Consider the following 13,059-nt stretch of genomic DNA (forward strand, 5'->3'; position numbering starts at 1 on the left):
CCCGCCATGCCCCGCGAACGCACGCTGAGCGAGGTCGCCCGCCTCGGTTTCGCCGCCCTCGGCGAGACCGGGGCACGGCTCGCGGAGGCGGAGGAGCTCGCGGGCCGGTCGCTCGAGTCGGTCGTCCCGGCGTTCGCGTCGGTGGCCGATCCCGATGCGGCGCTCGGCGCGCTGCTCGATCTGCTGCGCAGCCACCGCGACCGGATGGACGCCGTCCTCGCCGACGACGCGGTGATCACGCGCCTGCTGCTCGTCCTGGGGGCGTCCTCCGGTCTCGCGGACTTCCTGCAGCGCCGGCCGGACGAGCTGGCCGGCTTCCTCGAGCCGGTCCGTGTTCTTCCGGGTCGCGGCGAGCTCAAGCAGGAGCTGCTCGACTCGGTCGGCGCCGTCGACGGCGTCGCGGCGCTGCACGAGGAGGACGGCTGGACGGCCCTGCGGGTCCGCTACCGCCGACTGCTCACCCGCGTCGTCGTGCACGATCTCGGCCAGGCGGATCCCGTCGCGGCGATCGATCGCGTCGCCCGGACCCTCGCCGACCTGGCGGGGGCGGCCCTGGAGGCGTCGCTCGCGGTGGCGCGAGCCGACCTGATCGCGGGGTCCGGTCCCGGTCGCTTCTCCCGCGAGGAGGTCGTGGCGACCCGTTTCGCGGTCATCGGGATGGGCAAGGCCGGCGCCTCCGAGCTCAACTACGTCAGTGACGTCGACGTCATCTTCGTGGCCGAGGGCGACCCCGAGCACGGCCTCTCGAACGCCCGCGCGATCGACATCGCGACCCGGCTCGCGGTCCTGCTGATGCGCGGCACCTCCGCGCTCGCGCTCGAGCCGGAGCTCTGGGAGGTCGACCCCAACCTGCGGCCGGAGGGGAAGCAGGGGGCGCTCGTGCGGACCCTGGAGTCGCACATCACCTACTACGACCGCTGGGCGAAGAGCTGGGAGTTCCAGGCCCTGCTGAAGGCCCGCCCGCTCGCGGGAGACCTCGAGCTCGGCCGCGCCTACGTCGACGCCGTCGCGCCGAAGGTCTGGTCGAGCGCCTCGCGGGAGAACTTCGTCGAGTCGGTGCAGCGGATGCGCGAGCGGGTCACCGAGAACATCCCGCAGAACGACGTGCATTACCAGATCAAGCTCGGGCCGGGCGGGCTGCGCGACATCGAGTTCACGGTCCAGCTGCTCCAGCTCGTGCACGGCCAGACCGACGACGAGATCCACATGCCCGGCACGCTGCTGGCCCTGGGCGCTCTCGCCGACCGCGGCTACATCGGCCGCGCGGCGGCGGAGGAGTTCGCGCAGGACTACCGGGCGCTGCGCCTGCTCGAGCACCGGCTCCAGCTGCGCAGGCTCCGGCGCACCCACCTGATGCCGCGGGACGAGCACGAGCTGCGGACCCTGGCGCGGGCCAGCGGTCTCGCCCGCAGCGCCGAGGAGCTCCTCACCGTCTGGAACTCGATCAAGCATCGCGTCCGAGGGCTGCACGAGCGGCTGTTCTACCGCCCGCTGCTCTCCGCGGTGGCGGCGCTGCCCGACGGCGGGATCGAGCTGTCGACCGGCCAGGCGGAGGCGCGGCTGGCGGCGATCGGCTTCGCGGACGCCCGCGGCGCCCTCGGCCACATCGCCGCGATGACCTCGGGCGTCTCGCGGCGCGCGAGCATCCAGCGCCACCTCGTCCCCGTCATGCTGCAGTGGTTCGCCGACGGGGCGGACCCCGACTACGGGCTCCTCGCCTTCCGGCGCCTCAGCGACACCCTCGGCGGCACGCCCTGGTTCCTCCGGATGCTGCGCGACTCCTCCGGGGCCGCGAAGCGCCTGACGACGGTCCTGTCGGGCTCGCGCTTCGTCGGCGAGCTGCTCGACCGCATCCCGGAGTCGGCGGCGTGGCTCGAGGACGACGACGCGCTGCGTCCGCGCAGTGCCGAGGGGCTGGCGGAGGAGGTGCGCGCGGTCCTCGCTCGCCACGACACTCCCGAGGCCGTCGCCACGGCGCTGCGGGGGATGCGCCGCCGGGAGGTGCTCCGCACCGCGATGGGCGGCGTCCTCGGCCTCAGCACCATCGAGGAGATCGCGACCAGCCTCTCCGACATCATCTCCGCGCTCCTGGGCGGCGTACTCGCTGCCGTCCGCCGCTCGAGCAGCGGTCGCCGCGGATCCGCCGCGTCGTTCGCCGTGATCGGCATGGGGCGCTACGGGGGAGCGGAGCTGGGCTTCGGCTCCGACGCGGACGTGATGTACGTGCAGCGACCGGGCGAGGCGGACCCGCACGAGGCGCAGCTCTACGCGCAGTTCCTGGTCGCCGAGCTCGTGCGCCTCACCGAGGACTCGCGCCTCCCGCTCGACCTCGACGCCGATCTGCGCCCCGAGGGCAAGAACGGCCCGCTGGTGCGCTCCCTCGACTCCTACCGCGCCTACTACGCCCGCTGGTCGCTGACGTGGGAGGCGCAGGCGCTTCTGCGCGCTCGAGGGGTGGCCGGCGATGCGGCGCTGATCGCCGCCTTCGAGGAGCTGGCCGACGGCGTCCGCTACCCGTCCGCGATCTCGGACCGCGACATCCGCGAGGTGAAGCGGATCAAGGCCCGCGTCGAGAGCGAGCGGCTGCCGCAGGGCGCCGACCCGAAGCGCCACCTCAAGCTCGGCCGCGGCTCGCTGAGCGACGTCGAGTGGCTGGTGCAGCTGCTGCAGCTGCAGCACGCGCGGACGATCCCCGCGCTGCGGACGACCTCGACATTGACCGCGCTGAGCGTGGCGGAGGAGGCGGAGCTGATCTCGCCGCCCGACGCCGAGCGCCTGCGCGCGGCCTGGCTCCTCGCGTCGCGGGTGCGCTCGGCGATGACCCTGTTCACCGACCGCACGGCCGACGTGCTGCCCGCCGACCGTCGCCAGCTGGACGGCGTCGCACGGCTCCTGGAGTATCCCGCCGACTCGGCGACGCAGCTCGAGGACGACTACCTCGGCGTCACCCGCCGGGCCCGCGCCGTCTTCGAGCGCCGCTTCTACGGCCCCGTCGAGGTCGACGCTCCGACCTACCGCTGACGCCCGCGGGTCCGTCCGGGAACGCGGAAGGGCCGCTCCTCCGGGGAGGAACGGCCCTTCGTGCAGTGCGCGAGCCCTGCGGTGCGTCGGATCAGACGCCGTAGTACAGCTCGAACTCGAAGGGGTGCGGGCGCTGCGCGAGGGGCTTGATCTCCTTCTCGCGCTTGTAGTCGATCCAGGTCTCGATGAGCTCCTGGGTGAACACGCCGCCCTGGAGCAGGAAGTCGTGGTCGGCCTCGAGGGCGGCCAGGGCCTCCTCGAGCGAGGCGGGGACCTGCGGGATGAGCTTGGCCTCCTCCGGGGGCAGCTCGTACAGGTCCTTGTCGACCGGCTCGTGCGGCTCGATGCGGTTCTTGATGCCGTCGAGGCCCGCCATCAGCTGCGCGGCGAACGCGAGGTACGGGTTGCCCGAGGCGTCCGGCGCACGGAACTCGATGCGCTTGGCCTTCGGGTTCGTGCCCGTGATCGGGATGCGGATCGACGCGGAGCGGTTGCCGGCCGAGTAGACCAGGTTGACCGGCGCCTCGAAGCCCGGGATCAGGCGGTGGTACGAGTTGACCGTCGGGTTCGTGAACGCGAGGACGGCGGGGGCGTGCTTGAGCAGGCCGCCGATGTACCAGCGCGCGACGTCGGAGAGTCCGCCGTAGCCGTTCTCGTCGTAGAACAGGGGCTTGCCGTCGTTCCAGAGCGACTGGTGGGTGTGCATGCCCGAGCCGTTGTCGCCGAAGAGGGGCTTCGGCATGAACGTGGCGGTCTTGCCCCACTGCTCGGCCGTGTTCTTGACGATGTACTTGAACTTCAGGATGTCGTCCGCGGAGTGGACCATCGTGTCGAAGCGGTAGTTGATCTCCGCCTGGCCGCCGGTGCCCACCTCGTGGTGCGAGCGCTCGAGGATGAGGCCGGCGTCGATGAGCTTGAGGCAGATGTCGTCGCGGAGGTCGGCCTGCTTGTCGACCGGGCTGACCGGGAAGTAGCCGCCCTTGTAGGGGGTCTTGTTGCCGAGGTTGCCGCCCTCTTCGACGCGGCCCGAGTTCCAGGCGCCCTCGACGGAGTCGACGGAGTGGAACGCGGAGTTCTGGGTGACCTCGTAGCGCACGTCGTCGAAGATGTAGAACTCGGCCTCGGGGGCGAAGAACGCGGTGTCGGCGATGCCGGTCGACGCGAGGTACTTCTCGGCCTTCTTGGCGACCTGGCGCGGGTCCTTCGAGTAGATCTCGCCGTTGCGCGGGTTGTAGATGTCGAAGACGATGATCAGCGTGCGCTCGACGCGGAACGGGTCCACGTAGGCGGTGGTCACGTCAGGGATCAGCTGCATGTCCGATTCGTGGATGTTCGCGAATCCGCGGATCGAGGACCCGTCGAAGAGCTGGCCGACGGAGAAGAACTCCTCGTCGACCGTCGAGGCGGGGATGTTGAAGTGCTGCTGGACACCGGGGAGATCGGTGAACCGGATGTCGAGGAACTTGACGTCCGTGTCCTTGATGAACTTGAGCACCTCGGAAGAATCTTTAAACATGCAAAGGTCTCCAATGGCGTAACGGGTGGCTGCAGACGCAGCCGTTCCACAGTAGTCACCGGCGGTTACCTCGCCGTGTCCCTCGTGTTTCGGGCGTGTTACACGGGGTCCCGCCGAGCGGGTCGCCGCCGGCCTCCGCTCCCGGCGGGCGCGCGGGCGGCGCGGGTAGCATCGGAGGATGCCAGCACCCGAGCGCAGGACCTTCGCCGATGTCGCCCCGAGCACGCGGCCGGGGGAGCGGCTCGGGCTCCCCGAGACCGGCCGGATGTCGATCGCCCGGCCCGGACGCCGCTTCGCCGCCCTCGCCGTCGACTTCGCGATCGTCGCTCTGCTGTCCTTCGTCTTCTTCGGCTACGACCGCTGGGCGAGCATCGTCCTCTTCGTGGTGCTGCAGGCGGTCTTCATCCCGACCATCGGCGGGAGCATCGGCCACCGGCTGCTGGGTCTGCGCGTCGTCCGCCTCGGCGGCGGCTGGGTCGGCGTCTGGCGTCCGCTGGTGCGGTCGGTGCTCCTCGCCGTGCTCGTCCCCGCCCTCGTCTGGGACTCGGACCAGCGCGGCTTCCACGACAAGGTCGCCGGCACGGTGCTCGTTCGCTACTGATCGGGCAGTCGTCCGGGAACGACGAACGGGCCGGCGGGAGTGATCCCGACCGGCCCGTTCGCGTGCTCGTCCCGTGCGTCAGCGGGAGCGCTGCGGCCGCACCTTGAAGGGGTCGACGCCCTTGGGGATCGGCAGCGAGGTGTTCAGCGAGGCGAGGCGGTTCTTGACGGCGAGCACCTCCGCCTTGGTCAGCACCTTCTTCGTCTTCGCGAGGGCCCGGGGGACCTTGTGCAGCGGGACGGCGCCCTCGTCGGGGCCGACGTTCACGAAGGTGACGGGGACGTTGGGGAGGATGCGGGTCACCTTGCGGCGCTCGTCCTCGAGCATGCGCTTGGTGCGGCCGGTCGGGCCCTCCGCGATCAGCACGACACCGCCGCGGCCGACAGCGCGGTAGACCGCGTCCTGCGTCTTGCCGTTGACGGCAACCGGCATCTCGCCGCCGGTCCAGGTTCCGCGGAGACCGCTGCGCAGGACGGCGCCGACGGCGCCCGGCTGCCCGGCGATCTGCCCGTAGGCGGCGCGCTCGGCGCGGCGGGAGAGGACCGCGAGGCCGGCGACGAGTCCGGCCATCACGCCGACGACGATCCAGAGCGCGATGACGAAGCCGTTGCCGTCGCCGAGGAGGACGCCGAGGAGGATCCCGATCAGGATCGGGACCAGCAGCGCCAGCAGGATGATCCAGACCGCGCTGCTGTCGTAGCGGCGGGTCATCTGGAACACCTGCCACATCTGCTTGAGACGTCCTGGTTCCTTGACCGCCTTCGTCGACGGTTCCGTGCTGCGTGCCATTCCTCCAGGATACCGAGCGGACCCGGTGGGGGAGACCGATCCGAGCGGATCCGCCGGACCTCCCCTCCTCCCCAGCGACAGGACGGCCGATCCGTCCACCGATCGGACCTCCGCCGCCCCGGCGGGCCGGCTCGAGCGGCACCCTCGGAGCATGGCAGCGAGCGGTGAGAGCGAACGGAGCGGCGGACGGCCGCTCGAGGGGATTGCCGGTAACGCCGTGGTGGGCTCCGGGGTGCTCGGGCCGGTCGTCCGCGACGGCGACGGCCGGCTCCTGAACGCTCTCCTGCTCTCGCAGGAGCGGGCGGAGGGCGCGCTGGGGTCGGGGATCGAGCGGCTCGGTCCGCACGAGCATCGGCAGCGCCTCGTCGACGTCGGGGTGCACGCCGGCGGAGCCGTCCTCCTCACCACCCCGGCCGTCGTCTCGACACTCGAGCAGGTGCTCGAGTCCGGTGCGGTGCTGCCGCCGGGGGTCGTCGTCACTCTCCTCGCGCCGGTCGTCGGCGCCCTGCGGGACGCGACGGCGGCGGGAGTCCACCCGCTCCCCGGTGCGGAGGCGATCGGGCTGACGGAGGAGGGGCGTCCGGTGCTGCTGCTCACCGAGGCGTCGACGGGATCGGCCGAGGCCGACGTCGTGGCCGCGGTCATCGGACTCCTCGGCCGCTGCCGCAGGAGCTGCCCTGCCTGGCGGGGGAGCCCGCGGGACGGCGACGACCTCGCGGCGCTCGAGGCGCTCCTCTACCGCTCCGCGGCGCCGTTGCCCCTCCGCGCGGCGCAGCGGCACGAGACGGCGGCGGGCCGGGAGAGGCCGAGCGGGGTCGTCGAGAGCCCGCCTGGACGACACCGCCGCACTCATCCGCTGGACGGCTGGCGCGATCGGGTGCGCACGTCGGCGGTCCGCCGCCGCGGCCCCCTCGTGACCGCGGCCGTCGTCCTCGTCGGCGCGCTGGTGATGACGGGTCTCGGTCCCGATCGGAGCACGGGAGCGGAGACGGCCGCATCGACGCGGACACCGGCGCCGAGTCCTGTCGCGCCGACGAGGGCGGCACCGGCGGCCGCGACCGCGACAGCGACAGCGACAGCGGCAGCGACACCGCCAGCGACAGTGACACCGCCGGCGACCGCCGTGGCGACGCCGACACGGCCATCGGCACCGGCGCCGCCGAGCGCCGCGCCACCGACGGTCCGGCCGCCGGGCGCGGAGCTCGCGGCGGAGGAGGCGGCGACGGCCCTGCTCGCGGCGGCCCGGCACTGCTCCGGCTCGGACAGCGCCTGCGCAGAGGTGCTGACCACCCCCGACTCGCCGATCCGCGTCGACGGGGGCTCCGCGCTCGCCGCGCTCCGCACGCCGGCCTCCGCCGTCACCGCGGTGCGCGTGGACGTGAACGGCGCCTCCGCCGTGGTCGCCGTCGGTCCGGATCCGGGAACGACGACGGCCTCCGTCCTGATGATCAGGACGGAGGCCGCATGGCTTCTCCGCGACGTCTTCACCGACGGCGGCCGCTAGTGCGGCGCGTCAGCGTGGCGGCGTCAGATGCCGAGGTCGTTCTCGAACGAGCCCTCCTCGAGGCGCTCCTTGATGGCCACCAGGAAGCGGGCCGCGTCGGCGCCGTCGACCGTGCGGTGGTCGTAGGAGAGGGCGAGGAACACGGTCGAGCGGATCGCGATCGCGTCGCTGCCGTCGACCTGCACGACGGCCGGCTTCTTCGTGACGATGCCGGTGCCGAGGATCGCGGTCTGCGGCAGGAACACGACGGGCGTGTCGAACAGCGCGCCGCGCGAGCCGGTGTTCGTCAGGGTGAAGGTGCCACCGGCCAGCTCGTCGGGCTTGAGCTTGTTGTTGCGGGTGCGCTCCGCGAGGTCGCCGATGGTGCTGGCGATCTGGGCGAGGGTGAGCTCCGACGCGTTCTTCAGGACCGGGGTGAGCAGTCCGCGCTCGGTGTCGACCGCGATGCTGATGTTCTCGTGGTCCGGGTAGACGATCGAGTCGCCGTCGAGAGTCGAGTTGATCACCGGGTAGGCCTTGAGGGCCTCGGCGGCCGCGAGGGCGAAGAACGGCAGGAAGGACAGCTTGGCGCCGGTCTTCTCGTTGAAGGTCTTCTTGACCGAGTCGCGGAAGCGGGCGACGGCGGTGACGTCGACCTCGACGACCGAGGTGAGCTGGGCGGTCGACTGCATCGACTCGACGGCGCGCTGCGCGAGCACCTTGCGCAGGCGGGTCATCGGCTGCGTCGTGCCGCGCAGAGGCGAGGTCTCGAGCGGCGTGCGAGCGGCCTTCGCGGCGGCGGCGGCCGGAGCCGAGACCGGCGCGGGAGCCGACTTGGCGGCCTCGACGGCGTCGAGCACGTCCTGCTTGCGGATGCGCCCGCCGACACCGGTGCCGGTGAGGGTGGAGAGGTCGATGCCGTTCTCGCCGGCGAGCTTGCGCACCAGCGGGGTGACGTAGCCGGGGTTCGAGTCGGTGGGCTCGGGGGTCGCGGCCGGCGCGGGCGCGGCGGCAGCGGGGGCCGGGGCGGCGGCGGGAGCCGGGACCGACGGAGCGGCGGCGGACGCCTCCGGAGCGGCGGGCTTCTCAGCGGCGGGGGCCGGCTCGGGCTCGGCGGGGGCCGGAGCCTCCTCCTCGGTCTCCGCGTCGACGGACGGGGTGACCTCGTCGGTCGGCTCGGTCTCGGCGGCCTCGGCCTCGGGCGACTCCTCGGCGGCCGGCTCCTCGGCGGGGGCCTCGGGCGCGGACGCGGCTCCGGAGCCGTCGCCGATGCGCACCAGCTCGGCGCCGACCTCGACGGTCTCGTCCTCCTGGACGAGGATCTCCTCGATGACACCGGCGACGGGCGAAGGGATCTCGGTGTCGACCTTGTCGGTCGAGACCTCGAGCAGCGGCTCGTCGACCTCGACGCGGTCGCCGACGTTCTTCAGCCAGCGGGTGACCGTTCCTTCCGTGACACTCTCTCCGAGTGCCGGGAGGCTGACGGATTCGCTCATGAGCCTGTCTCCTTAAGACGCTTGTGTACGTGGTTTCAGTTTAGTGAGGCGGGAACGGCCGGTCGCCGTCCCGCGATGGTCCTAGAGGGCGTGCAGCGGCTTCCCCGCCAGCGCGAGGTGCGCCTCGCCGAGCGCCTCGTTCTGGGTCGGGTGCGCGTGCACGAAGGGGGCGACGTCCTCGGGGTGCGCCTCCCAGTTCACGACGAGCTGCGCCTCGCCGATCAGCTCGCCGACGCGGGCGCCGATCATGTGCACGCCGACGACGGGCCCGTCGACGACGCGGACGACCTTGACGGAGCCCGCGGTGCCGATGATCGTGCTCTTCGCGTTGCCGCCGAGACCGTAGTCGTAGCTCGCGACGCGGTCGGCGCCGTACTCGGCGACGGCCCGCGCCTCGGTCAGACCGACGGACGCCACCTCGGGGTCGCTGTAGGTGACCTTCGGGATGTTGAGGTCGGCCACCGTCTGCGGCTTCAGGCCGGCGAGCTCCTCGGCGACGAAGATCCCCTGCTGGAAGCTGCGGTGCGCGAGCTGCAGGCCGGGCACGATGTCGCCGACGGCGTAGACGCCGGGAACCGAGGTCTGCAGGCGCTCGTCGGTGATCACGTAGCCGCGGTCGAGCGTGACGCCGATCTCCTCGAGGCCGAGCCCCGCGGTGACCGGGCCGCGGCCGACCGCGACGAGGAGCAGGTCGCCCTCGACGCTCGCCCCGCTCTCGAGCGAGACCGAGACGCCGTCGTCGGTCTGGACGACGCCGGTGACGCGCGAGCCCAGGGTGAAGGAGATGCCGCGCTTGCGGAAGGCGCGCTCGAACTGCTTGCTGACGCTCTCGTCCTCGTTCGGCACGAGGTGGGGGAGCGCCTCGACGATCGACACCTCGGCACCGAAGGAGCGCCAGACGCTGGCGAACTCGACGCCGATGACACCGCCGCCGAGCACGACGACCCGCTCCGGCACGTGATCCAGCTCGAGGGCCTGGTCGCTGGTGATCACGCGGCCGCCGATCTCGATGCCCGGGAGGGTGCGCGAGGCGGAGCCGGTCGCGACGACGATCGAGCCGCCGTGCAGCACGTGCTCGCCGACCGTGACCGTCTTCGGTCCGGTCAGCCGGCCCTCGCCGGAGACGACGGTGATGCCGCGGGAGGAGACGAGGCTCTGCAGGCCCTTGTACTTGCCGGCGACGACGCCCTCGCGGTAGCGCGTGACGCCGGGGACGTCGATGCCCTGGAAGCCGGCGAGGACGCCGTACTTCTGCGCGTCCCGGGCGCCGTCGGCGAGCTCGGCGGCGTGCAGGAGGGCCTTGGTCGGGACGCAGCCGCGGTGCAGGCAGGTGCCGCCGAGCTTGTCGCGCTCGACGATCGCCACGCTCATGCCGAGCTGGGTCGCGCGCAGAGCCGCCGCGTACCCGCCGCTGCCACCTCCGAGCACGACCAGGTCGTAGCGCTCTTCCGACACCCAGTGACTCCCTTGCGACGTGCGGTTCCCCTCGCCTCCGCGGATCTCCACGCCTGTGCGCGGGCCGGTCGGAGGGGGGACGAGGCGGGAGATCCCGCCCCGTCGACCCTACTACGCGCTCGCCAGGCCCTCGGCCAGGGCGAGCAGGGCGCGGACCGAGACCCCGGTGGGGCCGGTGCCGGTGAAGCCGTACCCGCCGCCGCCGTTGTTCGCCGGGCCGGCGATGTCGAGGTGCACCCACGGGATGCGCGCCGCGTCCGGGCCCTCGCCACGGCTGCCGACGAACTCCTGGAGGAAGTGCGCGGCGATCAGCATGCCGCCGGCGGTGTTGCCCGGCTTGATGTTGGCGATGTCGGCGATCTCGGAGTTGAGCAGCGGGCGCAGCTCCGCGGGGAGCGGCATGTGCCAGAAGAGCTCGCCCGTGCTGCGCGCCGACTCCAGCACGGAGGCGACCAGCTCGTCGTCGCCGAACACGCCCGTGTAGCGGTTGCCGAGCGCGACGACGGCGGCGCCGGTCAGCGTCGCGACGTCGACGATCGCGTCGGGCTGCTCCTCGCTCGCGGCGACGAGGCCGTCGGCGAGCACGAGGCGGCCCTCGGCGTCCGTGTTGAGGACCTCGACGGTCTTCCCGCCGCGGATCGTGAGCACGTCGTTCGGGCGGATGGCCGTGCCGGAGGGCATGTTCTCGGCGATGCAGAGCCAGGCGGTGACCCGCACCGGCAGGCGGAGCTCGGCGACCGCGCGCACGACCGCGTAGACCGTCGCCGCGCCGGTCATGTCGTCCTTCATGCCGATCATCGAGGCCGGCGGCTTGAGGGAGAGTCCGCCGCTGTCGAAGGTGATGCCCTTGCCGACCAGCGCGAGGTGCTTCGGCGCGGTCCGCTCGTCCGTCCCCCCGGGCGAGGAGGCGCCGTCGGGCGTGTAGGCGATCTTGACGAGGCGCGGCGGGCGGGACGAGCCGCTGCCGACGCCGAGGATGCCGCCGAAGCCGTCGCGCTCGAGCGCCGACTCGTCCCAGACCGTGACCTCGAGGGGGAGCCCTTCGACGCCCTCCTGCACGGCCTCGGCCAGGGTCTGCGGGTAGAGGTGCGACGGCGGGGCGTTGACCAGGTCCTTCACGGCGGACACGGCGCGACCGACGACCAGGGCGCGCTCGAGGACGGCGGCGTCGGCGGACTCGTCGGAGGTCACGAGGAGCACGCGCTCGACGGGAGCCTTCGCGGCGTCGAGGGTGCTGTGCCGGAAGGCGGTGTAGCTGTAGGAGCCGAGCGCGGATCCCTCGGCGACGGCCGCGAGCGCGTCCTCGTCTTCGGTGGGCAGGGCGAGGGCGACCGAGGCGGTGCCGGCGAGGCTGCGGACCGCGAGTCCGGCGGCGGTGCGCAGCACGGTGGCGCTCGGCTCCGCGGAGCCCAGGCCGACGAGGACGACCACGCCGGCGCGGACGGAGGAGGGGACCCGCGTCAGCGACTCCGCGGAGCCGGTGACCCCGAGCGCGGGGAGCGCGGCGACCAGGTCGTCGAAGCCGTCGACGCCGACGAGACGGGGGCCGTCCGGTCCGGGCGCGACGCCGAGGACGAGAGCGCCGGTGTCGAGATCGGAGGCGGGGACGGTCGTGTACTCGAGAGAGGAGAGGGGCATGAGCGCAATGCTAGGCGCGGCCGGGACGGCGCTCGGCCGCCCCGTCGCGGCTGTTCGCTCAGGGCTCAGCGCCGCCGGGGAGCCGCCCGGGTGGGCCGTCTAGGCTGGATCGCATGCCGGATCCTGCAGACCTCTTCGCGATCGAGGGCGACCTCTCCGACGTCCCGCGGGGCCTCCACCTCGTGGCCGGCCTCACCGGATTCGCCGATGCCGGAGGTGCGGTCGGCCAGCTCGCCGAGCACCTGCACGGCACTCTCGAGCACCGGACCGTCGTCGAGTTCGATCCCGACCAGCTGCTCGACTACCGCGCACGCCGGCCGATCATCACCTTCGATCAGGACCACCTCACCGACTACACCCCGGCGAGCCTCCGCCTCTCGCTCGCGCACGACGAGCTGCACCAGCCGTTCCTCCTGCTCACCGGCTTCGAGCCCGACTACCAGTGGGAGCGCTTCATCCGGGCCGTGCTCGAGCTCATCGACCGGCTCGAGGTCGCGAGCACCACCTGGGTGCACGCGATCCCGATGCCCGTCCCGCACACCCGACCGGTCGGCGTGACCGTCAGCGGCAACCGCGAGGACCTGATCGAGGCCATGTCGGTCTGGAAGCCGGTCACCCAGGTGCCCGCGAACGTCCTGCACCTGCTCGAGCTCCGCCTCTACGACCGGGCGCTCCCGGCCGTCGGCTTCGCCCTGCTGATCCCGCACTACCTCTCCGACACCGCCTACCCCCAGGCGGCGGTCGCCGCGCTCGAGAGCATCTCGGCGTCGACCGGGCTGATCTTCCCGACCGACAGCCTCCGCGAGAGCGGCCGCGAGTTCCTCTCGAAGGTCGACGAGCAGGTCGGCTCGAACGAGGAGCTGCAGAAGCTGGTCGCGGCGCTCGAGTCGCGCCACGACACCTACATGGAGGGGACGAGCCTGCGCTCGCCGCTCACCGACGAGGACGGCTTCGTCCCGACCGCCGACGCGCTCGCGGCCGAGCTGGAGAAGTTCCTCGCGATCAAGCGCCCGGGCGAGGAGCCCACCGCTCCGTAGCAGGCGGGCGGCGCTTGGTAGTC

The 13,059-nt window shown here is 72.6% G+C and carries 9 protein-coding genes; 4 read left to right on the top strand and 5 right to left on the bottom strand.

What is annotated here, in order from left to right:
- Nucleotides 1–6: 6 nt before the first annotated feature.
- Nucleotides 7–3,021 (top strand): bifunctional [glutamine synthetase] adenylyltransferase/[glutamine synthetase]-adenylyl-L-tyrosine phosphorylase, encoded by a 3,015-nt coding sequence (locus EDF36_RS06190; protein WP_123732286.1) that lies wholly within the window; start codon nucleotides 7–9, stop codon nucleotides 3,019–3,021.
- Between the two features lie 91 nt (nucleotides 3,022–3,112).
- Here EDF36_RS06190 and glnA read toward each other — a convergent pair whose 3' ends face one another.
- The gene (glnA, locus tag EDF36_RS06195; RefSeq protein ID WP_123445839.1) at nucleotides 3,113–4,537 is read right to left on the bottom strand and encodes a type I glutamate--ammonia ligase; all 1,425 of its coding nucleotides are present in this window, start codon (nucleotides 4,535–4,537) and stop codon (nucleotides 3,113–3,115) included.
- 178 nt (nucleotides 4,538–4,715) lie between these two features.
- Between glnA and EDF36_RS06200 the strand changes: the two genes are divergently transcribed.
- Nucleotides 4,716–5,138 (top strand): RDD family protein, encoded by a 423-nt coding sequence (locus tag EDF36_RS06200; RefSeq protein WP_123703545.1) that lies wholly within the window; start codon nucleotides 4,716–4,718, stop codon nucleotides 5,136–5,138.
- Nucleotides 5,139–5,216: 78 nt separating this feature from the next.
- Here the strand turns inward: EDF36_RS06200 and EDF36_RS06205 are convergent, their stop codons facing one another.
- On the bottom strand, nucleotides 5,217–5,927 hold the full coding sequence (locus EDF36_RS06205; RefSeq protein WP_123445841.1) for a DUF4191 domain-containing protein: 711 nt from the start codon (nucleotides 5,925–5,927) through the stop codon (nucleotides 5,217–5,219).
- A gap of 217 nt (nucleotides 5,928–6,144) precedes the next feature.
- Here EDF36_RS06205 and EDF36_RS06210 point away from each other — a divergent pair, with 217 nt between their 5' ends.
- A complete protein-coding gene (locus EDF36_RS06210; protein WP_148059982.1) occupies nucleotides 6,145–7,431 on the top strand; it encodes a hypothetical protein in 1,287 nt (428 codons plus the stop codon).
- Nucleotides 7,432–7,454: 23 nt separating this feature from the next.
- On the opposite strand, the gene sucB is transcribed toward EDF36_RS06210, so the two are convergent.
- From sucB to EDF36_RS06225, 3 genes are all read right to left on the bottom strand, one after another.
- Entirely contained in the window at nucleotides 7,455–8,906 is a 1,452-nt protein-coding gene (gene sucB, locus EDF36_RS06215; RefSeq protein WP_123732288.1) for a 2-oxoglutarate dehydrogenase, E2 component, dihydrolipoamide succinyltransferase, read from the bottom strand.
- Between the two features lie 81 nt (nucleotides 8,907–8,987).
- A complete protein-coding gene (gene lpdA / locus EDF36_RS06220) occupies nucleotides 8,988–10,361 on the bottom strand; it encodes a dihydrolipoyl dehydrogenase (RefSeq protein WP_123732289.1) in 1,374 nt (457 codons plus the stop codon).
- A 111-nt stretch (nucleotides 10,362–10,472) separates the two neighbouring features.
- Complete coding sequence (locus EDF36_RS06225; RefSeq protein ID WP_123732290.1) at nucleotides 10,473–11,999, bottom strand: leucyl aminopeptidase; 1,527 nt, start codon at nucleotides 11,997–11,999, stop codon at nucleotides 10,473–10,475.
- A 113-nt stretch (nucleotides 12,000–12,112) separates the two neighbouring features.
- Between EDF36_RS06225 and EDF36_RS06230 the strand changes: the two genes are divergently transcribed.
- On the top strand, nucleotides 12,113–13,036 hold the full coding sequence (locus EDF36_RS06230) for a proteasome assembly chaperone family protein (protein ID WP_123732291.1): 924 nt from the start codon (nucleotides 12,113–12,115) through the stop codon (nucleotides 13,034–13,036).
- Nucleotides 13,037–13,059 lie beyond the last annotated feature (23 nt).

This window comes from Rathayibacter sp. PhB152 (assembly GCF_003751395.1).
Taxonomy (GTDB): Bacteria; Actinomycetota; Actinomycetes; order Actinomycetales; family Microbacteriaceae; genus Rathayibacter; species Rathayibacter festucae.

Coding starts and splice junctions, on each gene's coding strand:
- EDF36_RS06225 (WP_123732290.1), bottom strand. CDS start 11,999: ATGCCCCTCTCCTCTCTCGAGTACACGACCGTCCCCGCCTCCGATCTC.
- sucB (WP_123732288.1), bottom strand. CDS start 8,906: ATGAGCGAATCCGTCAGCCTCCCGGCACTCGGAGAGAGTGTCACGGAA.
- EDF36_RS06230 (WP_123732291.1), top strand. CDS start 12,113: ATGCCGGATCCTGCAGACCTCTTCGCGATCGAGGGCGACCTCTCCGAC.
- EDF36_RS06190 (WP_123732286.1), top strand. CDS start 7: ATGCCCCGCGAACGCACGCTGAGCGAGGTCGCCCGCCTCGGTTTCGCC.
- EDF36_RS06200 (WP_123703545.1), top strand. CDS start 4,716: ATGCCAGCACCCGAGCGCAGGACCTTCGCCGATGTCGCCCCGAGCACG.
- EDF36_RS06205 (WP_123445841.1), bottom strand. CDS start 5,927: ATGGCACGCAGCACGGAACCGTCGACGAAGGCGGTCAAGGAACCAGGA.
- glnA (WP_123445839.1), bottom strand. CDS start 4,537: ATGTTTAAAGATTCTTCCGAGGTGCTCAAGTTCATCAAGGACACGGAC.